The 21,407-nt window shown below is 31.8% G+C and carries 28 protein-coding genes and 1 pseudogene; 26 read left to right on the forward strand and 3 right to left on the reverse strand.

From position 1 onward, the window contains the following. Positions 1–186 precede the first annotated feature (186 nt). The 5 genes from IGJ24_RS13535 to IGJ24_RS13555 all read left to right on the forward strand — a co-directional run bounded on the left by IGJ24_RS13535 (position 187) and on the right by IGJ24_RS13555 (position 6,568). Complete coding sequence (locus IGJ24_RS13535; protein ID WP_161323706.1) at positions 187–699, forward strand: hypothetical protein; 513 nt, start codon at positions 187–189, stop codon at positions 697–699. Between the two features lie 79 nt (positions 700–778). Further along, positions 779–1,276, forward strand: coding sequence for a hypothetical protein (locus IGJ24_RS13540; protein ID WP_202584629.1), 498 nt, complete (start codon positions 779–781; stop codon positions 1,274–1,276). Between the two features lie 4 nt (positions 1,277–1,280). After that, a complete protein-coding gene (locus tag IGJ24_RS13545) occupies positions 1,281–1,616 on the forward strand; it encodes a hypothetical protein (protein WP_289865923.1) in 336 nt (111 codons plus the stop codon). Further along, on the forward strand, positions 1,609–5,190 hold the full coding sequence (locus IGJ24_RS13550) for a MucBP domain-containing protein (RefSeq protein ID WP_438775418.1): 3,582 nt from the start codon (positions 1,609–1,611) through the stop codon (positions 5,188–5,190). The genes IGJ24_RS13545 and IGJ24_RS13550 overlap by 8 nt, the downstream gene beginning before the upstream one ends. A 112-nt stretch (positions 5,191–5,302) precedes the next feature. Continuing rightward, a complete protein-coding gene (locus IGJ24_RS13555; protein ID WP_438775419.1) occupies positions 5,303–6,568 on the forward strand; it encodes a MucBP domain-containing protein in 1,266 nt (421 codons plus the stop codon). Between the two features lie 42 nt (positions 6,569–6,610). On the opposite strand, the gene IGJ24_RS13560 is transcribed toward IGJ24_RS13555, so the two are convergent. Next, positions 6,611–7,678 (reverse strand): hypothetical protein, encoded by a 1,068-nt coding sequence (locus tag IGJ24_RS13560; protein ID WP_202584633.1) that lies wholly within the window; start codon positions 7,676–7,678, stop codon positions 6,611–6,613. 283 nt (positions 7,679–7,961) lie between these two features. Between IGJ24_RS13560 and IGJ24_RS13565 the strand changes: the two genes are divergently transcribed. Together IGJ24_RS13565 and IGJ24_RS13570 are read left to right on the forward strand one after the other, a co-directional pair. Beyond that, entirely contained in the window at positions 7,962–8,261 is a 300-nt protein-coding gene (locus IGJ24_RS13565) for a YxeA family protein (protein WP_289865927.1), read from the forward strand. An 856-nt stretch (positions 8,262–9,117) separates the two neighbouring features. Further along, positions 9,118–9,426 (forward strand): hypothetical protein, encoded by a 309-nt coding sequence (locus IGJ24_RS13570; RefSeq protein ID WP_242385085.1) that lies wholly within the window; start codon positions 9,118–9,120, stop codon positions 9,424–9,426. On the opposite strand, the gene IGJ24_RS13575 is transcribed toward IGJ24_RS13570, so the two are convergent. After that, the gene (locus IGJ24_RS13575) at positions 9,418–10,005 is read right to left on the reverse strand and encodes a recombinase family protein (protein WP_103301406.1); all 588 of its coding nucleotides are present in this window, start codon (positions 10,003–10,005) and stop codon (positions 9,418–9,420) included. The two genes, IGJ24_RS13570 and IGJ24_RS13575, sit on opposite strands and share 9 nt — an antisense overlap. Positions 10,006–10,186: 181 nt before the next feature. Here IGJ24_RS13575 and IGJ24_RS13580 point away from each other — a divergent pair, with 181 nt between their 5' ends. The 7 genes and pseudogenes from IGJ24_RS13580 (at position 10,187) to IGJ24_RS13610 (ending at position 15,457) form a co-directional block, all read left to right on the forward strand. Continuing rightward, positions 10,187–10,600: a DUF4158 domain-containing protein gene (locus IGJ24_RS13580; RefSeq protein WP_289865877.1), complete on the forward strand. Its 414-nt coding sequence runs from the start codon at positions 10,187–10,189 to the stop codon at positions 10,598–10,600. Beyond that, positions 10,588–11,643 (forward strand): annotated as a pseudogene (locus IGJ24_RS13585) (transposase); the annotation flags it as partial. The gene IGJ24_RS13580 and the pseudogene IGJ24_RS13585, both read left to right, overlap by 13 nt. A 418-nt stretch (positions 11,644–12,061) precedes the next feature. Then, positions 12,062–12,277 (forward strand): class II bacteriocin, encoded by a 216-nt coding sequence (locus IGJ24_RS13590; RefSeq protein ID WP_289865879.1) that lies wholly within the window; start codon positions 12,062–12,064, stop codon positions 12,275–12,277. Positions 12,278–12,293: 16 nt separating this feature from the next. Next, entirely contained in the window at positions 12,294–12,578 is a 285-nt protein-coding gene (locus IGJ24_RS13595; protein ID WP_057086847.1) for a bacteriocin immunity protein, read from the forward strand. Between the two features lie 24 nt (positions 12,579–12,602). Further along, a complete protein-coding gene (locus IGJ24_RS13600; RefSeq protein ID WP_289865880.1) occupies positions 12,603–12,875 on the forward strand; it encodes a bacteriocin immunity protein in 273 nt (90 codons plus the stop codon). 930 nt (positions 12,876–13,805) lie between these two features. Next, the gene (gene ltrA / locus IGJ24_RS13605) at positions 13,806–15,281 is read left to right on the forward strand and encodes a group II intron reverse transcriptase/maturase (RefSeq protein WP_438775344.1); all 1,476 of its coding nucleotides are present in this window, start codon (positions 13,806–13,808) and stop codon (positions 15,279–15,281) included. An 89-nt stretch (positions 15,282–15,370) separates the two neighbouring features. After that, on the forward strand, positions 15,371–15,457 hold the full coding sequence (locus tag IGJ24_RS13610; RefSeq protein ID WP_289865908.1) for a type I toxin-antitoxin system Fst family toxin: 87 nt from the start codon (positions 15,371–15,373) through the stop codon (positions 15,455–15,457). A gap of 217 nt (positions 15,458–15,674) precedes the next feature. Here the strand turns inward: IGJ24_RS13610 and yajC are convergent, their stop codons facing one another. Continuing rightward, positions 15,675–15,923, reverse strand: a complete 249-nt coding sequence (gene yajC / locus IGJ24_RS13615) for a preprotein translocase subunit YajC (RefSeq protein WP_289865881.1) — start codon at positions 15,921–15,923, stop codon at positions 15,675–15,677. A 251-nt stretch (positions 15,924–16,174) separates the two neighbouring features. Here yajC and IGJ24_RS13620 point away from each other — a divergent pair, with 251 nt between their 5' ends. The 12 genes from IGJ24_RS13620 (at position 16,175) to IGJ24_RS13675 (ending at position 21,127) form a co-directional block, all read left to right on the forward strand. After that, complete coding sequence (locus IGJ24_RS13620) at positions 16,175–16,390, forward strand: leucocin A/sakacin P family class II bacteriocin (RefSeq protein WP_010709166.1); 216 nt, start codon at positions 16,175–16,177, stop codon at positions 16,388–16,390. Further along, on the forward strand, positions 16,391–16,732 hold the full coding sequence (locus IGJ24_RS13625) for a bacteriocin immunity protein (RefSeq protein ID WP_010709167.1): 342 nt from the start codon (positions 16,391–16,393) through the stop codon (positions 16,730–16,732). 88 nt (positions 16,733–16,820) lie between these two features. Beyond that, positions 16,821–17,588 carry a CPBP family intramembrane glutamic endopeptidase gene (locus IGJ24_RS13630; RefSeq protein ID WP_242384983.1) on the forward strand — a complete coding sequence of 256 codons (768 nt, stop codon included), beginning with the start codon at positions 16,821–16,823 and terminating at the stop codon, positions 17,586–17,588. A 13-nt stretch (positions 17,589–17,601) separates the two neighbouring features. Then, on the forward strand, positions 17,602–17,730 hold the full coding sequence (locus IGJ24_RS13635; protein WP_289865882.1) for a leucocin A/sakacin P family class II bacteriocin: 129 nt from the start codon (positions 17,602–17,604) through the stop codon (positions 17,728–17,730). Further along, positions 17,717–18,028, forward strand: coding sequence for a hypothetical protein (locus IGJ24_RS13640; RefSeq protein ID WP_289865883.1), 312 nt, complete (start codon positions 17,717–17,719; stop codon positions 18,026–18,028). The genes IGJ24_RS13635 and IGJ24_RS13640 overlap by 14 nt, the downstream gene beginning before the upstream one ends. A 98-nt stretch (positions 18,029–18,126) precedes the next feature. After that, a complete protein-coding gene (locus IGJ24_RS13645) occupies positions 18,127–18,345 on the forward strand; it encodes a leucocin A/sakacin P family class II bacteriocin (protein WP_289865884.1) in 219 nt (72 codons plus the stop codon). A gap of 12 nt (positions 18,346–18,357) precedes the next feature. Then, entirely contained in the window at positions 18,358–18,642 is a 285-nt protein-coding gene (locus IGJ24_RS13650; protein ID WP_101731859.1) for a bacteriocin immunity protein, read from the forward strand. A gap of 183 nt (positions 18,643–18,825) precedes the next feature. Then, positions 18,826–20,142 carry a Y-family DNA polymerase gene (locus IGJ24_RS13655; protein ID WP_289865885.1) on the forward strand — a complete coding sequence of 439 codons (1,317 nt, stop codon included), beginning with the start codon at positions 18,826–18,828 and terminating at the stop codon, positions 20,140–20,142. Next, positions 20,126–20,251: a hypothetical protein gene (locus IGJ24_RS13660; protein WP_289854007.1), complete on the forward strand. Its 126-nt coding sequence runs from the start codon at positions 20,126–20,128 to the stop codon at positions 20,249–20,251. The genes IGJ24_RS13655 and IGJ24_RS13660 overlap by 17 nt, the downstream gene beginning before the upstream one ends. Beyond that, positions 20,199–20,447 (forward strand): excinuclease ABC subunit C, encoded by a 249-nt coding sequence (locus IGJ24_RS13665; RefSeq protein ID WP_289865886.1) that lies wholly within the window; start codon positions 20,199–20,201, stop codon positions 20,445–20,447. Before IGJ24_RS13660 ends, IGJ24_RS13665 begins: the two co-directional genes overlap by 53 nt. A gap of 37 nt (positions 20,448–20,484) precedes the next feature. After that, a complete protein-coding gene (locus IGJ24_RS13670) occupies positions 20,485–20,580 on the forward strand; it encodes a type I toxin-antitoxin system Fst family toxin (RefSeq protein WP_142665832.1) in 96 nt (31 codons plus the stop codon). A gap of 250 nt (positions 20,581–20,830) precedes the next feature. Further along, entirely contained in the window at positions 20,831–21,127 is a 297-nt protein-coding gene (locus IGJ24_RS13675) for a type III secretion system protein PrgN (RefSeq protein WP_236919468.1), read from the forward strand. Positions 21,128–21,407: the final 280 nt, after the last annotated feature.

Here is a 21,407-nt window from a genome sequence, read left to right on the forward strand (position 1 = left end):
TAAAACCTGAGAATATATACTGCTAATATTAATGTTAGCAATATTAATTAACCAACGAAAAAGACCATTTATTTTTTTTTGAAAACAAAAAAATGAAGGTCTTTTTTTGTTTTCCTAATGTAAACTATAAATTGTTCGGAGGAACAACTATCATTTAATAACAATTATTGAAAGGAAGAGATAATATTGATTAACAAAAAAATGATGGCAGTAGCATTAGCTACTGGTTTAGTAGGATCTGGAGTACTCAATACTGTTTCTACATTTGCTGCTGAGCAGACGAAAGATGTCCCTGTTTCATATAATAGTATGACATCAATTCCTGATCCTGAAAATCCCAATAGCCCTGACTATGTAATTAATGTTCCTGCATCAATTACTTTTACTGATGAAAACAAAGATATTGATGCTACTGTAACTATGACAGAAGTTAGTGGTGCTAAATATCAAGGTTCAAAATCTGCAGATGTTTCAGTTGCTTCTCAAAATGGATATAAATTAAAAAATGGTGGTAACAAAGAAATTCGATATGAACTAAGATATAAAAATACTCTAATGACAGGAACAAATACTCCTCAGTTGCTTTCAACTATGAGTAAAGATAGTGATAAAGCAATGGGTAGTGCTAAAATGATTGGTAGTGCAACAGCGACAGGTAACTATGTAGATACACTTGTCTATACTGTAGCTTCAAAATAGAAATAAAAAAGGTGTAGACAGTAAAGGTATTTTTTAGTTGTCTACACCTTTTTACATTACTAAAAGGAGAGTGATAAGATTGAATAATGAAAATAACAGAAAAAAGAAAATAGGAGGCATATTAATTTTTTTACTAGTATTATTACTAGGAACAGGAGCATATTTTTATCAAAAAGGACTTGAATTACCAGCGTTCGATAAATCCGCAAAAGCATATAAAAGTAAAATAAAAAAACCAGAAGAGTGGGCAGAAGACCAAATTGCATTTCCAGCGTACAAAGATGTTAAAGTTATAAAAGGTTCAGATAAGATGTATATTGCTTTAGAGAATCCTAGTTTCAATGATGCTAATTTACAATTTAAGATAATTATTGATAATAATGAAAAAAATGCTTATCAAAGTGGGCTAGTTAAGCCCGGAGAAGCCATTACAGAAGTTCCAATTCCTGATAATTTAACTTTAGGTGAGCATAACATTCGCCTTGAAATGAGAGGGTTTGCACCGAATGATAGTAAAACTCAATTAAATGGAACTAATGTTGACTTTAAAATGCATGTTTTAGAAAATACGAGGTGATAAGATGCTAAAAAAAATTAAAATCATCAGTATTTCATTATTTATATGTTTTCTTGTGTGGTTTTGTGCGTGTATAAAAACTCAATCTGCTGAAGCAGAAACGTATCAAGTGCCAGTACAATATGAAGTTACATTTAATGGAGCTGAGAATATTCAAATTCCAAATGAGTATAAAAAAATATCTAAACAAAACTCTATTGAAAATAAAAAAGTACTACCTTCAACTGGAGAAATAAATAATTATAGATATACAGTTTATGGTTCTATATTCATAGGGATGTGTTTCATATACTTAATTTTGATAAGGTATATGAAAGGAGGAAAGTACCATCATGTATAAAAAGTTATTGAAAATATTTGTAATATTGATTCTAATATTTAATGCTTGTTCTATTGGTAAATTATCTAGCTATGCAATGTCTAAAAGTCAAGACTCTAGCCAATCTTTAAACTCAGACGTAATTAAAGAAACGATAAATCCTTCAGTAGATTTTATTGATAATTTACATTCTGAAGAAAGTAACAATAAGTCACTAATTCTTGATCCAGGCTTTTATGCAGGAGAAATTTTAGGGGCTGATGTTGATGATAGGGCTGTTGTGGGAAAACTAGAAGTATCTGGCGGTAAAACTCTAAATGTACGGTCGGTTCAAGTAAAAACTACAGATGGTTGTGAGTTATCAAAACCTTCTAAAGCGGCAGGAGTTTGGCAAGATTATGCATTTCTTGGTTCAACCACTAGCAGTAGTATACAATTCCAACCACATTTAGCTATGTATAATTTTAATTCTGTACCTATTACAAAAGATGATTTCTCTGGAGGAATGCACGTCAAAATAACTTCTGATTATTATGTGACTATAGAAATGTATTTTGACCAATATGGCGCTAACCCTATCGTTTTTGGACCATATAAAAACTTTTTTGGAGATCCTCAACAAGGAGTAGTACAAGTAAAATATGTAGACGAACAAGGACGAGAAGTAGCCCCAACAGAAACATTAACAGGAAATGTTGGAGAAAAATATGAAACACAAGCAAAAGAAATTCCTGGGTATGCATTGAAAGAAAAACCAAGTAATGCGACTGGAACGTATACAAAAGAGACTCAAACAGTAACGTATGTATATAAACGTCAACAAGGAGTAGTACAAGTAAAATATGTAGACGAACAAGGACGAGAAGTAGCGCCAACGGAAACATTAACAGGAAATGTTGGAGAGAAATATGAAACACAAGCAAAAGAAATTCCTGGATATACATTGAAAGAAAAACCAAGTAACGCAACAGGAACGTATACAAAAGAGACTCAAACAGTAACGTATGTATATAAACGTCAACAAGGAGTAGTACAAGTAAAATATGTAGACGAACAAGGACGAGAAGTAGCCCCAACAGAAACATTAACAGGAAATGTTGGAGAAAAATATGAAACACAAGCAAAAGAAATTCCTGGGTATGCATTGAAAGAAAAACCAAGTAATGCGACTGGAACGTATACAAAAGAGACTCAAACAGTAACGTATGTATATAAACGTCAACAAGGAGTAGTTCAAGTAAAATATGTAGACGAACAAGGACGAGAAGTAGCGCCAACGGAAACATTAACAGGAAATGTTGGAGAGAAATATGAAACACAAGCAAAAGAAATTCCTGGATATACATTGAAAGAAAAACCAAGTAACGCAACAGGAACGTATAAAGAAGAAACTCAAACAGTAACGTATGTATATAAACGTCAACAAGGAGTAGTACAAGTAAAATATGTAGACGAACAAGGACGAGAAGTAGCGCCAACGGAAACATTAACAGGAAATGTTGGAGAGAAATATGAAACACAAGCAAAAGAAATTCCTGGATATACATTGAAAGAAAAACCAAGTAACGCAACAGGAACGTATAAAGAAGAAACTCAAACAGTAACGTATGTATATAAACGTCAACAAGGAGTAGTACAAGTAAAATATGTAGACGAACAAGGACGAGAAGTAGCCCCAACAGAAACATTAACAGGAAATGTTGGAGAAAAATATGAAACACAAGCAAAAGAAATTCCTGGGTATGCATTGAAAGAAAAACCAAGTAATGCGACTGGAACGTATACAAAAGAGACTCAAACAGTAACGTATGTATATAAACGTCAACAAGGAGTAGTACAAGTAAAATATGTAGACGAACAAGGACGAGAAGTAGCCCCAACAGAAACATTAACAGGAAATGTTGGAGAAAAATATGAAACACAAGCAAAAGAAATTCCTGGGTATGCATTGAAAGAAAAACCAAGTAATGCGACTGGAACGTATACAAAAGAGACTCAAACAGTAACGTATGTATATAAACGTCAACAAGGAGTAGTACAAGTAAAATATGTAGACGAACAAGGACGAGAAGTAGCGCCAACGGAAACATTAACAGGAAATGTTGGAGAGAAATATGAAACACAAGCAAAAGAAATTCCTGGATATACATTGAAAGAAAAACCAAGTAACGCAACAGGAACGTATACAAAAGAGACTCAAACAGTAACGTATGTATATAAACGTCAACAAGGAGTAGTACAAGTAAAATATGTAGACGAACAAGGACGAGAAGTAGCGCCAATGAAAACATTAACAGGAAATGTTGGAGAGAAATATGAAACACAAGCAAAAGAAATTCCTGGATATACATTGAAAGAAAAACCAAGTAACGCAACAGGAACGTATAAAGAAGAAACTCAAACAGTAACGTATGTATATAAACGTCAACAAGGAGTAGTACAAGTAAAATATGTAGACGAACAAGGACGAGAAGTAGCCCCAACAGAAACATTAACAGGAAATGTTGGAGAAAAATATGAAACACAAGCAAAAGAAATTCCTGGGTATGCATTGAAAGAAAAACCAAGTAATGCGACTGGAACGTATACAAAAGAGACTCAAACAGTAACGTATGTATATAAAAAAAGTACAGATGGATTAGATATGGCGGTAGGAACATTTAAAAACAATATTGCTACAATTGCTTTTTCTAATAAAACCAATCATCCAGTTCCATTATATTTAGAAATTAATAATAATAAAAAATCTCTACCTACAATAATATCTATTGAAAGTGTGGGACTTGATTCAGATGTAGAGTTTGAAAAAAGTCAAACACCAGTACAAACAACCATTATTCCTACTAAAAATGGAAAGGTTGTTGAAATAGAACCAAATAGTTTTGTATTTTTACATGTAAAATATGATTCAAAAACATTACAAAATTTGCCATCTGAAAATTATACTACAAAATTTTCATGGGAAACGTCCAGTGGTGAAGAACTGTTGTCTAAAGAATTAGAAAATTATTTTGGATTAAAACAGCCTTCTAAAATGGGTCTTGTTAAAGTTAAATATGTAGACGAACAAGGACAAGAAATAGCACCAATAGAAACTTTAACAGGGAATATTGGAGAAAAATACGAAACACAAGCAAAAGAAATTCCTGGATATACATTAAAAAAACAACCAAATAATGCTATAGGAGTATACGAAGAAGCAACTCAAATTGTTACTTATGTGTATCAAAAAATACCCGATTATTATGTGACAGTTCCTAAATCTATTGATTTTACAGATAGTCAAATGAGTAGTGATGTAAGTGTTAAAATTTTAAATAAAGATGGTCAGAATTATACTGGTAATGATAGCGTACAAGTTAATGTAACTTCTGCAAACAATTTTAAACTCAAAGAAACACGTACAAATGCTTCTATACCGTATAACATAGCATATCAAAATAATTCACTAGATAATACAAATAATTTAGTAGGTATACTATCAAAAAGTAATGTTAGTATAAATGGAGTAGCGAAGCTTTCACGAAGAGATGAATCAGGTAAACATTATAAGTATACAGATACTTTAATTTACGAAATAGCTCCGAATAGTTAAGTTTTAAATAGATAAAGTAAAAAGTTGGTAACAACAGATTAATATCATTAAAAAATGATATTAATCTGTTATCTTTTATGAAATTTTATATAAAGTTGTGGGGAGAATTTAAATGAAGAAAAAAATAATGAAAATTTTTGCTTGTTCACAAATTATAATTTTTCTTTTACCCTTAAGTAGTGTGTATGGGAAGGAAGAAAACAATGTTACACCAAAAAAAGGTGATGTTATTGAAACTAACCCTATTAATTTAGTTAATGGTAACTTTGAGGAACCAATAATTTCTGATAATAGTTATGTTCAATTTACTGAAGATAAAGTTCCTGGTTGGCGAACTACAGCTTCTGATAAGTTGATTGAAATTCAATCAAATGGATTAGATAATATTACTGCATATTCGGGTAGGCAATGGGCAGAATTGATTGCTGCAGAGCCAAGTGCTTTATATCAAGATGTAGAAACAAAGCCTGGTTCTTATGTATATTGGGAAGTAGCACATAAAGCAAGATTAGATCATACAGACATTGCAGCTGTAAAATTTGGTGCACCAAATGGAACACTAGAAACTCAAGCTATTATGAGTACAGGTAATGAAAATTGGAAAGTGTATTCTGGATATTATAAAGTTCCCAAAGGACAGAATATAACACGGTTTCAGTTTGAATCATTATTAGGATCAACAAATCTGATAGGAAATCTTATAGACAACGTTAAATTCACCTCAGAATATTATGGTTCTAATATAATAGTAGATTACAAAGATATAGAAGGTAATAAATTGGTTGATACAGAAACTTTTAAAGGTCCAATAGGTAAGGAATATGATATTAGTCATAAAGATATTCCTTTTTATAGTTTAGTTAAAATTGAAGGTAATCCCAAAGGAACATATACTGAAGAAGATCAAAGAGTTACTTTTATTTATCAAAAAATCAAAGGGAAACCCGTTACGATAAGGTATGAAGATGAGCAAGGAAACAAATTAGCAGAATCAGAAGTATTAATTGGTAATTTGGGAGATAGGTATGCAACAAAAGCAAAAGAAATAAAAGGTTGGAAAGTAAAACAATCACCAGAGAATGCACAAGGTGTATATAGTGATCAAGCACAAGAAGTTGTGTATGTATATGAGCGAGCTGAAGGAAAGGGAGTAACTGTAAGGTATGAAGATGAGCAAGGAAATAAACTAGCAGATTCAGAGACATTAAAAGGAAAATATGGGATTCGATCTAAAAAAACAACGGATGCTGCAGAAAATAGAGAGAAGAAATATCCTCAAACTGGTGAGGATATTACAAATGGCTTCTTTGAAATTGGAATGTTTTTAGTAATGATATCAGGAGCTATATTATTTTTTAAAAGTAAAAAAGATATTTAAACAAGAAGAAAGCCTCTATAACTAAAGAGGCTTTCTTCTTGTTTAATATTGGGACTGCGAGCTCTGTTGATCAATAAATTTTTTTAGCAGACTATATAGAGTTACTGGATCTTTTGTTGTTTGTTTATTTAAAGTTTCTTGCCAATCAGCAACTTCGAAAAAATCCAGTAGGTTGCATAGTAATGCACCAGAACTATATACAATATCCGATCCAATAATAGATTGATTTACAATTTGTTTTTTTATATCAGGAATAACTTCAGAAAATGATATGGTTTTATTCAAGAAATACAAAATATCGTAATCATAATTAATAATTTTAGCAGCTTTTATTTGTACATATTGTGCGGTTCCTTCGATAGTTTCAGTCATCTGTTCTTCTATTAATTTTTCTAGAGAGAAATTATGACCGCGCTGTTCTATTATTGAAATATATTTTTGAGATAAATTTATTAAATTTTCTTTATTAGGAGTTGAACTATTCAATTCTTGTTTTATTTTATCTAGCAAAATATATTCCTTATTTAAAAAGTCTAATTCTTTATCTGAATAAGTTTGTCCACGTATTGAAACATTTTGCCAATCACGTTGCATGTAATAATGGAATGATTCATGAACTAAAAATGGAACAAAATGTTTACTAGAACGTTTTTGCTGAATTTTTTTCATATCATTGGGATACTTGACATAGAAGACATCATTTATATTTCCAACTCTATACTTCTTTCCAGTGGTACTAAAGTTTCCGCTTGTAAGTTTATATCGAATATACACTGGGCTCAATTTTGAAATCCTATATACTGTTATATTAAAGTTTTTAGGTAAATCAATTTTTTTAGTGTAAATATTGTTTACATTTTTTTTATTTGTTATTAGATACATATCTCCTAAAGGAGAGTCATTAATTGCTAAAATAGATCTTTTCTTTAAATTGAAGTTAACCCAGACATCATGTTTTGCAGAACAATAGAGATTATATTCTTTAAGTATTGATTTATCTGGATTAGATAAATCATTAAAATTACTATTTAAGTTTTTGTTAAATAGCAGTTCTGCACCAAATAGTAATAAAAGAATTGAGAAAAAAAAAACTAAAATTTTTACTTTCATAAAAAAACCTTCTTTAGCTAATTGTTGAATGTATTGAGTAAATACTGATTGGAATATGAAATATATGCATTTCTTTTTATAAATTACCACATATATATTTTTTTGAAGCCCATCTTTTTTTTTTTGATAAATAAAAAATGGCGTGTATTAATAGAAATTTGTTTTATCATAAAACTAAACGATAACGTTTAAGTAAATTAAATCTGATAAAGGAATGTTAGCCATAAAAAAGTTCATGTTGTCTTTAGGATTTTTTGGATTATTATATGGAGGAATTGCTTATATGGTTTATCCTCAAACGTATTATGTAAAAGTAACCCAAAATGGTGAGTTATGTAATTCAAGAATAGGTTATAAGTCATATTACTATAAAGTGAAAGGATATGATAGCAATGGAAATGAAAAAAAAATAGATTTTTCGATACACCCATATTTAAATAGACCAATAAAAAAAAATGCATATTTAAAAATAATCTACAATAATTTAAAGCAAGTTACTACATATAAAGAAGTAAAAAAAAAAGAAGTTCCACAAAAAGTGTTAAATAAGATAAAAACAAATTATAAGCCAGCCAATAATTGAATGGCGACCGATAGATTCAAAGTAATTTTCATTATTGTGGTAAAGATAATTATCTGACAGTTGAAAATTAATAGTATTGAAATTTGGGTAATTCGTTATTTTTTGTTTTTTTAGGAGGTGAAACTAGTTGAATTTAATAAATCTAATATTTATTTTTTTTAAATTTACAGCTTTTTTACTTTTAATGATACTTCTTTTTTTGCTGGTTTATGGACAGTTAAGGAAATAATTAAAAAAGAAGAGTTATAGGGAACATTTATTTGTATTGTTTCATATGGTACTTATTTAAAATAATCATATGGATAATTCTTTCACAATAATAAAAGAGTTAGCTTTAGATAGCTTAATAACTGATGTAGCTAATAGACGGAATAAACAATTTTTTTACCACGTAACTATTACTTTACTGAAAAGGTTTAGTACTTTATTTTGTTGATAAAGATAAACATTATTGAACGGTAAAATAAGAAGAGTATTTCGATATTTATCATCCATAAGATTTTAATTGTAAAGCTTTATTTTTGTAAATAATTTGTTAAAGAGGATGTGTTAGGATGGATCAAAAGAAGAAGACAGAGAAGCGTTAAGGCAGCGACTAACTAAAGTTGATTTACAATCGCAAATTGCTACTCAATGGTTACCTGAAAACTTTCAATCAAAAAGAATAAGTATATTTGGAAAAGGTAACTTTGAAGAAATAATTTCTTCAAGTTTAGAGCATCGCAGACAAAGTACACTAGAATATTTAGAAAATTTTGATTCTAATATTGTAAAAATTTTAGAGAATTGGGATATTGATGAATATACTTTACGTAAAAATTTTTATCAAGAAATTGAGATTGAAATTGGTGACAAATTGTATTCTCAAGAAATTGCTTTGAATAAAAAGCTAGCTGATCAAGTTTCTTTATTTGACTCAGAATATTTTTCTGCATTTTTAAAATTGTTAGAATTGAAACCCAATAATGACTTGAGAAGAATTATTATAGCTTTCTTAGAGTTACTTTTAGGTGCTTTAGGACAAAATCTTGTTTCTCAATTGAATGAGGAATTGTTTGAGAAAGCTCCAACTACAGTAAATATATTTGACGATATTGGGGTCACTGGAACATCCATACAGAAAATAGCGGTAGAAAACCGAACAACTACTGGGCAATTAAGTTAGTTGTTCGGTTCTTTTGTTTAGCTTTCTCAATTTTAGTCGATTAATTTCACGATAAAAGGTTCCTGTAGATATCTGATTTGTTTCAATGATTTCTTTGACAGAATAATCGCCACTTTTGTACATTCGAACTGCAATATCTAACTTCTCCTGCGGAACTTTAGGACGGCCAATCGCTACACCTCGTTTTTTGCTAGCTTCGATTCCTTCGCGGACTCGATCAGCTAAAAGGTTGCGTTCCAACTCAGCGATTACACTCATCATTTGTAACATGGCCTTCCCCGTGGGTGTTGAAGTATTCATATTCTCTTTTAAAGAAACAAATTGAATTTGCTTTTGATCCAATTCCTGAATTAAGTTTAAAATGTCCAAAGTGTTCCTTCCAAGTCTAGAAATACTTTCTACTACAACAATGTCCCCTTTTCGAATCGTTTGAAGAAGCTGCTCAATTCCTGGGCGGTTTCTTTTTGTACCTGTATATTTTTCTTGAATAATCTTCTCTGCGCCAAAATTTTTTAACTGATCAATTTGACGACCTAAATTTTGATCGTCTTTTGATACACGAGCATAGCCAATAATCATTGCAAGAACCTCCAGTTTTATTTCTTCTTTATTATGAAGAATGTTCTTTCTTTTGGCAATGGTTTATTATAAACTTTTTTATAATGAGTTTTTGAAAACTTAAAACATTGATAGACAAAGGAGTCAAAAACTAGAAATAAGATTCTAAAAACTATAGTTTTTGGAAAGTTTGGAGGCTTAAATGAAAAAAGAAAAAATTTTTGGTACGTTTGTGGGTGCTCCTTCGGAAGAACAATTGCAATTATACTTCCAGTTAACTGATTTTGATAAAGAAATTATTAATGAAATGAGATTACCTTCTGCTAAACTCGGGTTTGCTGTACAGCTAGGGACAGTACGATTTTTAGGAACTTTTTTTACTGATTTTTCAAAAATACCGTTAGAAGTAATAATATACCTGGCCAATCAATTATCTATTGATCCCCGTGAATTTGATTCTTATTCTAGAAAAATGACAATCAGTCAACATGCACAATTGATCAAAGAGCGCTATTCGTATAGAAATTTTCAAGACTCTGATTGCCAGAAATTTCTATATGATTGGCTTTTATCTCGTGCTTCACATACGACTGAAACAACTGATATGATCGGCTAATGTACGTCAATCACCAATATGTTCGATTGGATACACTGTCAGCAACAAACAAAAAAATTATTTCTGCATACAAAAAACTTCCTATTTCTCTTGTATGGGGAAATAATCAAATGGCTTCGGCCGACGGTATTCGTTATACCACACCACAACGTTCCCTATATTCTAGAAGTAATCCAAAATATTTTGGCCGCGGTCGTGGAATCACATTTTACAACTTTGTTTCTGATCAATATATTGGCTTTCATGGAATGGTTGTTCCAGGAACATTGCGTGATTCTTTGTACTTATTGGATGGTTTTTTAAATCAAACAAGTGGCTTAGAATCAAAACAAATCATGACAGATACAGCCGGGTATAGTGATTTGGTATTTGGACTTTTTGGATTGTTAGGCTTCCAATTTAGCCCACGAATTGCAAACAATCACGGAACAAAACTTTGGCGAATAGACTTAACTGCAGACTATAAAATGTTAAATGAAGTTTCTCAAAACAAAATCAACACTACTCGAATAGAAAAAAACTGGGACGAAATACTTCGAGTAGCAGGTTCTTTAAAGTCAGGAAAAGTGAATGCGACAGAGTTAACAAAAGCACTTCAACGAAATGGTCAACCAACAGAGCTAGGGAAAGCCATTATTGAATATGGAAAAGTATACAAAACAAAGCACCAATTGCGCTATATTTCTGATGAGATTTATGCAAGACAGATTTTAGAACAGCTGAATAAAGGAGAAGAAAGGCATACATTATGTCGCCACATATTTTATGGGAAAAAGGGCAAACTATATCAAACCTATATTGACGGAATGGAAGAGCAATTGACTGCTCTTAGTATTGTGACAAATGCAATTATTTATTGGAATATGCTCTATTTAGAAAGAGTAATTGACCAAATGCGTGTAGAAGGATTTGATTGTTCAGAAGAGAAAATCAATAAATTATCACCACTTCTCTTTGAGCATATTAACTTTGTTGGTAAATACTCTTTTCGATATGATCCTTCCTTGAAAAATGGACATTTGCGTCCTTTAAATACACAATAAAACTAAAATGTTCGTGTTTTAAATCCTACCGCTATTTTCTGCACGAATGTTCTAGTGACGCCATTATTCAAAAAATCTTGTCGTTCTTTTTGTTGCTTTTTTGTGTACGAAACAGATAAAAATACATAGCAACAATGACTAGCAGCATAATAAGCATCGGTTTCATTTCTCCTTGTTGATTTGAAAATTTTTATATAGACATCAAGGCTATTTTATAAAAAGAAAGTATTGATGGCAATATTTGTTTTGAATAAAATGGTACAATAATCAGGTAAAAAACAATTAAAAATGATGGATACCAACTTACAAAAATGTTAGAAAAATTCTTTTGTTTTAACATTTACAAAACTATACCAATAGTTCTATAATTTTTATATTGAAGACGTTTTCTAATTTTTATTTTTCGAGGTGAACATTCATGAAAAAGAAATTAGTTAAAGGCATAGTTATTTGTGGCATGATTGGGATTGGTTTTACAGCATTAGGAACAAATGTAGAAGCTGCTACGTATTACGGAAATGGTTTATATTGTAATAAGCAAAAATGTTGGGTAGACTGGAATAAAGCTTCAAGGGAAATTGGGAAAATTATTGTTAATGGTTGGGTACAACATGGACCTTGGGCTCCTAGATAGGAAGGATTAGTTTAAAATGGATAAACAACAAGAATTACTAGATTTACTTAGTAAAGCGTATAATGATCCTAAAATAAATGAATATGAGGGGTTAAAAGATAAGTTATTTGAATGTGCCAAAAGATTGACAACTAATGAAACAAATATCGGTGAAGTCTGTTATAAATTAAGTACAATTAATAGTGAGTATTTAGCAAGATATCATTTTGAAATGCCTAAATCAATTATTGAATTGCAAAAATTTGTGACTAAAGAGGGCCAAAAATATAGAGGCTGGGCGTCTATCGGTATTTGGAGTTAAACAATCGTTTTTTTAGGAGAGTTTATGGATATCAAGAAAAAAGAAGCGTTGGAAAAGATTATTCAATTAACAAATAATGCATTAGCGAATCCGCAAATTTCTTCATATAAAAACTTAAATGACCTTTTATTAAGAATAAGAAACGAAGCTTTATCAGGAGAAGTATTTTATGATTTAAAAAAAGAGTTACAACCGACAGTTAGCGGATTCACGCTAAGAAATAACTTTCAAACGCCTAGTGAATTATTAGAATTACTAACTTTGATACAAACATCTAAAGGATGGTCAGGATTTTAATTAATTATAAGCTAGCATGTATTACACAAAAACTCACTGTTGATTAGAGCAGTGAGTTTTTTAGTTGTTTTTTGACTAGAATCTTAAAATATAGGTTGAATTTAACTATACGGTTAATTTGAGAGAGCAATTCTAAGCCATTTTCACAAATATTGATTGATAGTTATGCAATGAAGATGTTTTAACGTTCGCTTTTACATGATTAAATGGTGATCTGCAGAATGTTCCTGGTGTAAGCGGATGTACACTCTTAGGTCAGTTAAATAAATTACTGAAGGTTTAACTACTGTGTAGGTGGAGTTCAAATTTATGTTATAATTATTGAGGCAACTGCCCCGAGAGGGGGTTTGCGACCTGAAAAGTCGTCTACAAAATTGCTCACAAGGAGCTATTACTTCCACTTGTAATATTCCTACCGGTACATGCGTGAAAAGTAATTTTTAGGTGTGATAGCTACCGGGACAATGTGGTAGAACAGTACTCACAACTGGTAATACTGCTAGGAAAAGTGCACATGGTTAACATAAGTGAACTACTGCTGGGCCGTGACGGGAACGGGTGAAAAGTGAGTGATACACCCCGGCCAAAATGGCATGAGACAAAGGCTACAAGGCAACCTCCACCTTGTTAGAAAGTGGACAGAGTCTCCGGTCTACGGGTAGAACCTAAATGCACACAATTATTTTGTAGTCTGAAACAGGGTAAGTCCTATGAACTCCCCAAGGGTAGGTATTTCGTAAGAAATATACAATGTTCAGAGGATAAGGGATTTCGGAAAAAGCGAAGGTTCAGCTGTAATCGCTGAAATAAGGATTCAAAATTTGTCCTATACTGAAAGGTAGCTGACTTCCGAAGAGCATTCTATTACATGAACTAGCTGATATCGTCTAACAAGCAAAGTTCAACGACACGAAAGTGAGGACAACTTGCATGGGCAATTCTACCGTTAACAAAACGTGGAAAACTATAAATTGGAAACAGGCAGAAGAGTACGTGAAACGATTGCAACTAAGAATTGTAAAGGCCACCCAACAAGGAAAATGGAGACTCGTTCGACGACTTCAATATTTGATTACACATTCGTTTTATGCAAAAGCATTAGCCGTAAAAAAGGTAATATCGAATAAAGGGAAAAATACTGCTGGAATTGATGGGGTAATCTGGAAAACAGATTATCAGAAGAAGCAAGCAATTGAACAACTAAATCCTAATCATTACTCACCAAAAGCTGTAAAAAGAATATATATTGCCAAATTTGGCAAGAAAGAAAAGAGGCCTTTGGGTATTCCATGTATGCTCGATCGAGCCATGCAGGCTCTTTATTTACTAGCATTGGAGCCAGTGTCCGAATGCACCTCGGACTCTAACTCTTATGGTTTTAGGAGATTTAAAAGTGCCAGAGACGCAGGAGAAAAAGTTTTCAAAGTGTTGTCCAGACAGTACTCAGCCCAATGGATACTAGAAGGCGACATAAAAGGATGTTTCGATAATATCAGCCATCAATGGTTAATTGATAACATTCCCTTAGAAAAGAACATGTTGAGAAAGTTTTTAAAAAGTGGATACATGGAAAAGAAAAAGCTATTCCCTACTACACTGGGAACAGCTCAAGGTGGAATTATATCCCCCACGCTGGCAAATATTACTCTAGACGGCTTAGAAAAAAGGATAAAATCTAAATATTGGTCTAATAAAAAAGGAACGATTGCGGTCAGATACAACAAACACAAAATAAATTTTGTGCGTTATGCAGATGACTTCATTGTTACTGGAGACTCTCCAGAAATACTCTTAGAAGTAAAAAACATGATCAATGAGTTTCTGAAAGAACGTGGGCTTTCATTATCAAATGAAAAAACTCTCATCACTCATATCAATCAAGGATTCGACTTCCTTGGGTGGAATTTCAGGAAATATAAGCGCTACAAGCTGATTGTTCAACCTTCGAAAAAGTCTATAAAGAAAATAAAACAAACATTGAAACAAGTTGTTAAAGTGCATTATTCTTCATCCCAAGACCTATTAATTCAAAATTTGAACCTCACATTGCGAGGTTGGGCTAACTATTACTCGTCAATGTGTTCAAGTGAGGCTTTCGGTGAAGTAAACAAACAATTATGGTTATATCTCCGACACTGGGCAAGACGTAGACATCCGCACAAATCATCCTCGTGGATGATGAAACGATATTGGTCAACGCTTTACGGGGTTAAAATATTTTGCTCTAAAACAGCAATATTGTATCCAATACACTTAACTCCTATTGTTCGCCATACAGTACCTTGTGAAAATGTCAATTGTTTTCTTGATGAAAAATATTTCCGTCTTAGGAAAAATAGATTACGGGCGGTCAATCAAAAAGCGCTACAAAATTCTAAGGCCGGGCAACTACTTAAGTTGCTTTAAGAATGCGCGAGCGGAGTGCGGTGAAAGTCGCACGCTCCGTTCTACGAAGGGGGAATCTCTGTAAGGAGGTTCCCCTATTCTGCGTTTTCATGTTCGATAAATTAATTTCGCTGGTTATCGCCCCACTTTTAGTGGGTCTTGTACTCTTACTTGTTGATCGATGGTTAGACGATTAGTAGATAACCAAAGCAGTTGCTTCTAATCCCAACGCTGAGTCGCAACAGCGAAAAAAATCCCTCCTATCGCACTAGGAGGGATTTTTGGTGTTTCATGTTCGATTAATTTCGCTTCGCATCTATAGTATAACATATTATTTAAGGAGGTCAAACAAAAAAAGAAGCAGGAATGTCCTTCCCTTATTGGGGTCACAAAAAAACAGTTGAAAGAGTTAGGCTATTTTTTCGCTCGTATAGATTGTTGATCGAAGTCGAAAAGTACGCCTTCACAGTCAAGAGTTACCTTCTTTTTATCTGAAGATATTTCAGAAATTACTCCATGTAACCCTCCAATAGTCACAACAGCGTCTCCTGGTTGTAAATTGTTAAAAAAATCTTGTCGTTCTTTTTGTTGTTTTTTTTGTGTACGAAACAGATAAAAATACATAGCAACAATAACTAGCAGCATGATAAGCATCGGTTTCATTTCTCCTTGTTAATTTGAAAATTTTTATATAGACATCAAGATTGTTTTATAAAAAGAAAGTATTGATGGCAATAGTTGTTTTGAATGAAATGGTACAATAATCAGGTGAAAAATAATTAAAATTGATGAATACCAACTTACAAAAATGTTAGGAAAATTCTTTTGTTTTAACATTTACAAAACTATACCAATAGTTCTATAATTTCTATATAGAAGACGTTTTCTAATTTTTATTTTTGAAGTGAACATTCATGAAAAAGAAATTAGTTAAAGGCTTAGTTATTTGTGGCATGATAGGAATTGGTTTTACAGCATTAGGAACAAATGTAGAAGCTGCCACGTATTACGGAAATGGTGTCTATTGTAATAAGCAAAAATGTTGGGTAAATTGGGGACAAGCATGGTCAGAAGGAGTTAAACGTTGGGGAGATAATTTGTTTGGTAGTTTTAGTGGAGGAAGGATTTAAATGATTGATATTGAGGAAACAAAAAAAATAATTCATGAACTATATAATAGTTTAATGAAGCGTGATAAGACCAAAGCTATATTAGATATTACAGATGTTTTACTGCAAGTCTATAAAAAAATAGATAGCGAAAAATATCCAGAAATATTAATAAATAAAATGGTGAATTATATCTATATTGTTGGATTTGACAATAAAATTCATTTTTTAGGAAATGATGAAAAGTTATTAATTGAATTGGGAGATATATCTAAAAAGGCTGGAATTAACAGTAAATATAAAGCTAATTTTACAGATAAGTCTCAATTCTATAGTTATTCTGAAAAAGTACCTATTAGATAGTGATAGTTCTACGTTTGACTGAACAACTACAAAATTTCGTTGTCTTAGATAACTCTGCAATTCTTATATAAAGGTATGATAAAAAGAAATGAAGAAATCGATATTTTTTAAAATTATTATGGTAGTAGTTATATATGCAATCTTTTTAATTAGCAACATAGTTATAGAATATATACCAATAGAAGATTCGTCTATTTTAAAATCTGTTCTACAGCTTGGATTCAATTGTATTTTAGCGTGGAGTTCATATTTAATAGTAAGAACTTTTAAATTAACCAATGATACATTGTTAACTAGTAGAATTACTAGTGTCTGGTTAACGATATTAGGAATAATTATAATACTATTTTTATTGATAGTAACAAATGTTCCGCAAAATATTAAAGATATCTTCAGTGGAGGATTAAATTTATTAGTAAATTCTTTTTTGGTAGCCGTTGCAGCAGCTATATTTGAAGAATTTTTAGTTAGATTATTAGCATTTTCGACATTTTTAGAAATATTTAAAAAAAATAAATATTCTTTGGTTTTTGCTTCAATAGCTTCTTCCTTTTTATTTGGAGTATTGCATATTTCTAATTTAACAATGCAATCTTTTGAAGCAACCATGCAACAAATTTTTTATGCAACAGTTTTAGGTATATGTTTTTCTGTAATTAGAATTCGATTTAATGGGTTACAGTATGTTATTTTCTTACATTTTTTAATTGATTTTCAACCAACAATAACTGATAACGGAACTGCGGCATCATCTTGGGAACAAGTATTTTTAGTGTTTATGCCGATAGCAATTGTTTCTATTATTTGTTTAATTCAATTAAATAAAGATAATAAGAATTTAAATTATTTATTTTAAAAAGTAGAAATATGTGTATTGTAATAAGCAAAAATGTTGGGTAGATTGGAGCAGAGCTCGTTTCGAAATTATAGATAGAGGCGTAAAAGCATATGTCAATGGATTTACGAAAGTGTTAGGTGGTATAGGTGGAAGAGAATAAAAATCAAAAGCTATTTACACTGTTATCAAGAGCATATAATACGTATACACTTGATAATATGGAAGTAAAAGATGGACTTTTAGAAGCAGCAAAAGTATTGCAACAAGAAGAATATACTAAATCTATTATTATCATTTACAAAAACCTTGCGAAGTTAAAAGCAGAGCAAAGAATAAAAATACCCGAAATTCGTGAGTTAATGGATTTTATAAAAAAGGATTATCAAAATTTAAGTAGAAAAGAATTGAGAGATAATGATATTGGATATGGATTTGAAGCAATACCGTATATTTTTTAATTAAATGGCTATAAAATCTTATGTAAATAATTTAATTTTAGTGTATACAAAATTTAGCCAACCAACGTTATAAATTCTTATTTTCGAGGTGAACACTAATGAAAAAGAAGTTAGTAAAAGCTTTAGATATTTGTGGGATGATTGGGATTGTTTTTACAGCATTAGGAACAAATGCAGAAGCTGCCACGTATTACGGAAATGGTTTATATTGTAATAAGCAAAAATGTTGGGTAGACTGGAGTAAAGCAATTACTATTATTGGAAATAATGCAGTTGCAAATTGGGCTACCCGTGGACATGCTGGTTGGAATTATTAAGGAGGTAGCAAAATGAAATGGTTTGCTGGAGGTCAGGATAGAGGAAAGCAAGTTTCTGTCTTAATCAATGAACTACTCAACGAGTTAAATGATTCTCGAAATATTCAGTTAAAACATATTTTGATTGACTATAAAGATAAATTAAATAAGCAACAAGCTTCTGTTCCATTTCTATTAAGTCAACTGAATATAGAAATGGCAAAAGCTATTCAGCATGATTCATCTGAATTATCACTTAAACAAAAAGATATAATAAAAAAAATAACAAGTTTATCCAATATTCGATATGGATATTAGAACATATTAATATGTTATTCTTTTTATTTAGGTCCCCACCCCACTGTCGACCAAGTCAGTGGGGTTCTTTTTTATGCTGCTTTGAGAAATATAATAAAAAAATTACTATTAAAGATAAACGCTGTTCGCTTGATTATGCGAACTCTAGTTCGTATAATTTTGAGTGGAAAGGTGGTTTTTTGTATGAAATTTGATTATTCCAAAGAACCTAGACGCGACATTCTGTGTATCGATGTAAAATCTTTTTATGCGAGCGTAGAATGTGTAGAATGTGGCTTAGATCCCCTCAAAACAATGCTTATAGTAATGAGTGGGGCTGATAATGCAGGTGGATTAGTACTTGCTGCTTCTCCAATGGCAAAAAAAGTTCTAGGAATTTCTAATGTGACTCGTAAAGACGAAGTCCCTGATCACCCTGATTTATTAGTTGTACCACCAAGAATGAATGTGTATATGAAAAAGAATCAAGAAATCAATAATTTATACAAAAGATTCGTTGCCGACGAAGATCATTCTGTCTTTAGTGTAGATGAAAGTTTTTTAGATATTACTGCTTCTCTCTCCTATTTTAATTGTGATTCAGCATTTAAGTTGGCCAAAATTATACAGCGTGTGATTTATAATCACATGGGATTGTACGTAACTATTGGAATTGGAGACAATCCTTTGCTAGCTAAATTAGCATTAGACAATGAAGCAAAAAATACAACTGGTTTTGTAGCGGAGTGGAGATATGAAGATGTTCAAGAAAAAGTTTGGTCTATCTCCCCTATTACGGAATTTTGTGGCATTGGTAAGCGAATGGCTGCTCGTTTGAAGATGTCAGGAATTCAATCCATTCATGATTTAGCTCATGCAGATCCCTATCTATTAAAACACCGCTTTGGTGTCATGGGATTACAACTGTTCGCACATGCTTGGGGCATTGATCGTAGTTTTTTAGGAGAAAAAAGGCAGGTGGCTAAAGAAAAATCATTCGGTAATAGTCAAGTATTACCTAGAGACTATGCTCGAAAGGATCAAATTGAATTAGTGCTGAAGGAACTTTCAGACCAGGTAGCAACCAGGTTGAGAAATTCAAACTGTCAAACGGAATGTGTATCTGTATTTGTAGGCTATTCTAAAGGACAAGTTGATGGACTAGGAAGGTCTGGTTGGCGAAAACAGCTTAAAATTGCTCGCAGCAACAACACAAAAGTGTTAACCGAGCATGTTTTAAAGCTTTTTCGAGAAAATTATGTTCCTGGAATAGACATTCGTAATTTAGGCGTTTCATTTGGAAAGTTGGTTTGGGATACTACTCTTCAGTTAGATCTCTTTTCTGTTCCTGAAGAACAAATTGTAGATACTCAGTTGGATTTTTTGATTGACAAAATACGTCAAAAATTTGGGTTTAAAGCATTGATACATGCTTCTTCTCTTTTAGATGGAGCAACAGCTGTAAATCGGGCAGGATTGGTTGGCGGTCATGCCGGAGGCAACGTTGGTTTGGGAAGATAAAAAGAGAAAATCAGAAATAGAGTTTACCGGATTAACAGAAGAAAACAGCGCCATCGATGTTTTTATCGATGAATATTACAGTGACGGAGATTTTTATGAAGACATATGATTACCAAGGCAAACTAATCAAAGAAGATAATAATACAACTAGTATTGCCTATGTGCAGTGTTCGTGTGGCTGCCTTGTAAGTAGAGTTACGAGTGATTCAGACAAGTATAAATGCTCGTTATGTAAACGAGTATACATACTAAAAAAGAAATCTAAAATTTTTTGTTTTTATATAGATTTTAAGATTATGTTATAATTAGTACGGCAACTTGCCGCTAAAGGTGGTGTTGTTCGTGTATGAGTTTTTATCATTGGTTATCGCACCTCTTTTTGTTGGTCTAGTTTTAGAACTAGTTTCTCACTGGTTAGAAGAGAAAGACGATAACTAAGCAAGTTGTCTCTAACCCACACGTTCGGAGTCGCAACGAACGAAAAAAAAAAGCCAATCCCTTTCGTCGCAGGTAGGGATTGGCTTTTGTGCTGTTCGCACGAGTTTTTATCATTTCGCACTTTCAGTATAACATATTATTAAAGTAGGTCAACCAAAAAGAAACAGATACACCATTCCCTTATTGCATGGATTTTAGTACAATATTACTGCAAACGCATTAATAACACAAGAAAGGAAAATTACCCACCATGCCTAGAAAAACCTTTGTGTATCCACACCCTATCAACACATACATTATCAAGCAACTAGGGATTACTGTAGAAGAATTTTGTGAATTACACGCTTTCTCTCAAGGAACTGTTTCTTCTTGGATTACTCGCAACAAAAAGATTGAAACACTTCCTATCTCATTTATTTATTCTCTTTCTCTATCTGCCAGCAAAACCATGGATCAAGTCTATTCAGACTTACTGAAGCTTCAAGATGATTATTTGCTACACTTAGAACGTCACAGACGTACTAAAAAAATTATTGATGAAAGATAGCTATATTATTTAGAAAATTTTACTGTCGTTAGTATATATGTGTACTTTTGTAAATGTGGGCATTTACAATTGTGTATTTTTGTAACTATTTTTTTTTTCATTTTCTTTCTCTCTAATATTGCTAACATTTCTTGCTGAATCAAACCTATTATTAAACTTATAACTTTTAAATTAAAAAGTATTCTACTAGGTATTTAATTAGTATTTGTCTCACCAAATTATTATTTTATAAGTTATAAGTTATTGACTTGTATTTAATTATAACTTATAATATTTATAC

Source organism: Enterococcus sp. DIV0546, assembly GCF_051712785.1.
GTDB classification, from domain to species: Bacteria; Bacillota; Bacilli; order Lactobacillales; family Enterococcaceae; genus Enterococcus; species Enterococcus faecalis.

Bases quoted from the DNA above. Each gene is read 5' to 3' on its own strand.
- IGJ24_RS13545 (WP_289865923.1), top strand. From the start codon at position 1,281: ATGCTAAAAAAAATTAAAATCATCAGTATTTCATTATTTATATGTTTT.
- IGJ24_RS13550 (WP_438775418.1), top strand. From the start codon at position 1,609: ATGTATAAAAAGTTATTGAAAATATTTGTAATATTGATTCTAATATTT.
- IGJ24_RS13555 (WP_438775419.1), top strand. From the start codon at position 5,303: ATGAAGAAAAAAATAATGAAAATTTTTGCTTGTTCACAAATTATAATT.
- IGJ24_RS13560 (WP_202584633.1), bottom strand. From the start codon at position 7,678: ATGAAAGTAAAAATTTTAGTTTTTTTTTTCTCAATTCTTTTATTACTA.
- IGJ24_RS13565 (WP_289865927.1), top strand. From the start codon at position 7,962: ATGGTTTATCCTCAAACGTATTATGTAAAAGTAACCCAAAATGGTGAG.
- IGJ24_RS13575 (WP_103301406.1), bottom strand. From the start codon at position 10,005: ATGATTATTGGCTATGCTCGTGTATCAAAAGACGATCAAAATTTAGGT.
- IGJ24_RS13580 (WP_289865877.1), top strand. From the start codon at position 10,187: ATGAAAAAAGAAAAAATTTTTGGTACGTTTGTGGGTGCTCCTTCGGAA.
- IGJ24_RS13590 (WP_289865879.1), top strand. From the start codon at position 12,062: ATGAAAAAGAAATTAGTTAAAGGCATAGTTATTTGTGGCATGATTGGG.
- IGJ24_RS13595 (WP_057086847.1), top strand. From the start codon at position 12,294: ATGGATAAACAACAAGAATTACTAGATTTACTTAGTAAAGCGTATAAT.
- IGJ24_RS13600 (WP_289865880.1), top strand. From the start codon at position 12,603: ATGGATATCAAGAAAAAAGAAGCGTTGGAAAAGATTATTCAATTAACA.
- ltrA (WP_438775344.1), top strand. From the start codon at position 13,806: ATGGGCAATTCTACCGTTAACAAAACGTGGAAAACTATAAATTGGAAA.
- IGJ24_RS13610 (WP_289865908.1), top strand. From the start codon at position 15,371: ATGTTCGATAAATTAATTTCGCTGGTTATCGCCCCACTTTTAGTGGGT.
- yajC (WP_289865881.1), bottom strand. From the start codon at position 15,923: ATGAAACCGATGCTTATCATGCTGCTAGTTATTGTTGCTATGTATTTT.
- IGJ24_RS13620 (WP_010709166.1), top strand. From the start codon at position 16,175: ATGAAAAAGAAATTAGTTAAAGGCTTAGTTATTTGTGGCATGATAGGA.
- IGJ24_RS13625 (WP_010709167.1), top strand. From the start codon at position 16,391: ATGATTGATATTGAGGAAACAAAAAAAATAATTCATGAACTATATAAT.
- IGJ24_RS13630 (WP_242384983.1), top strand. From the start codon at position 16,821: ATGAAGAAATCGATATTTTTTAAAATTATTATGGTAGTAGTTATATAT.
- IGJ24_RS13645 (WP_289865884.1), top strand. From the start codon at position 18,127: ATGAAAAAGAAGTTAGTAAAAGCTTTAGATATTTGTGGGATGATTGGG.
- IGJ24_RS13650 (WP_101731859.1), top strand. From the start codon at position 18,358: ATGAAATGGTTTGCTGGAGGTCAGGATAGAGGAAAGCAAGTTTCTGTC.
- IGJ24_RS13655 (WP_289865885.1), top strand. From the start codon at position 18,826: ATGAAATTTGATTATTCCAAAGAACCTAGACGCGACATTCTGTGTATC.
- IGJ24_RS13665 (WP_289865886.1), top strand. From the start codon at position 20,199: ATGTTTTTATCGATGAATATTACAGTGACGGAGATTTTTATGAAGACA.
- IGJ24_RS13675 (WP_236919468.1), top strand. From the start codon at position 20,831: ATGCCTAGAAAAACCTTTGTGTATCCACACCCTATCAACACATACATT.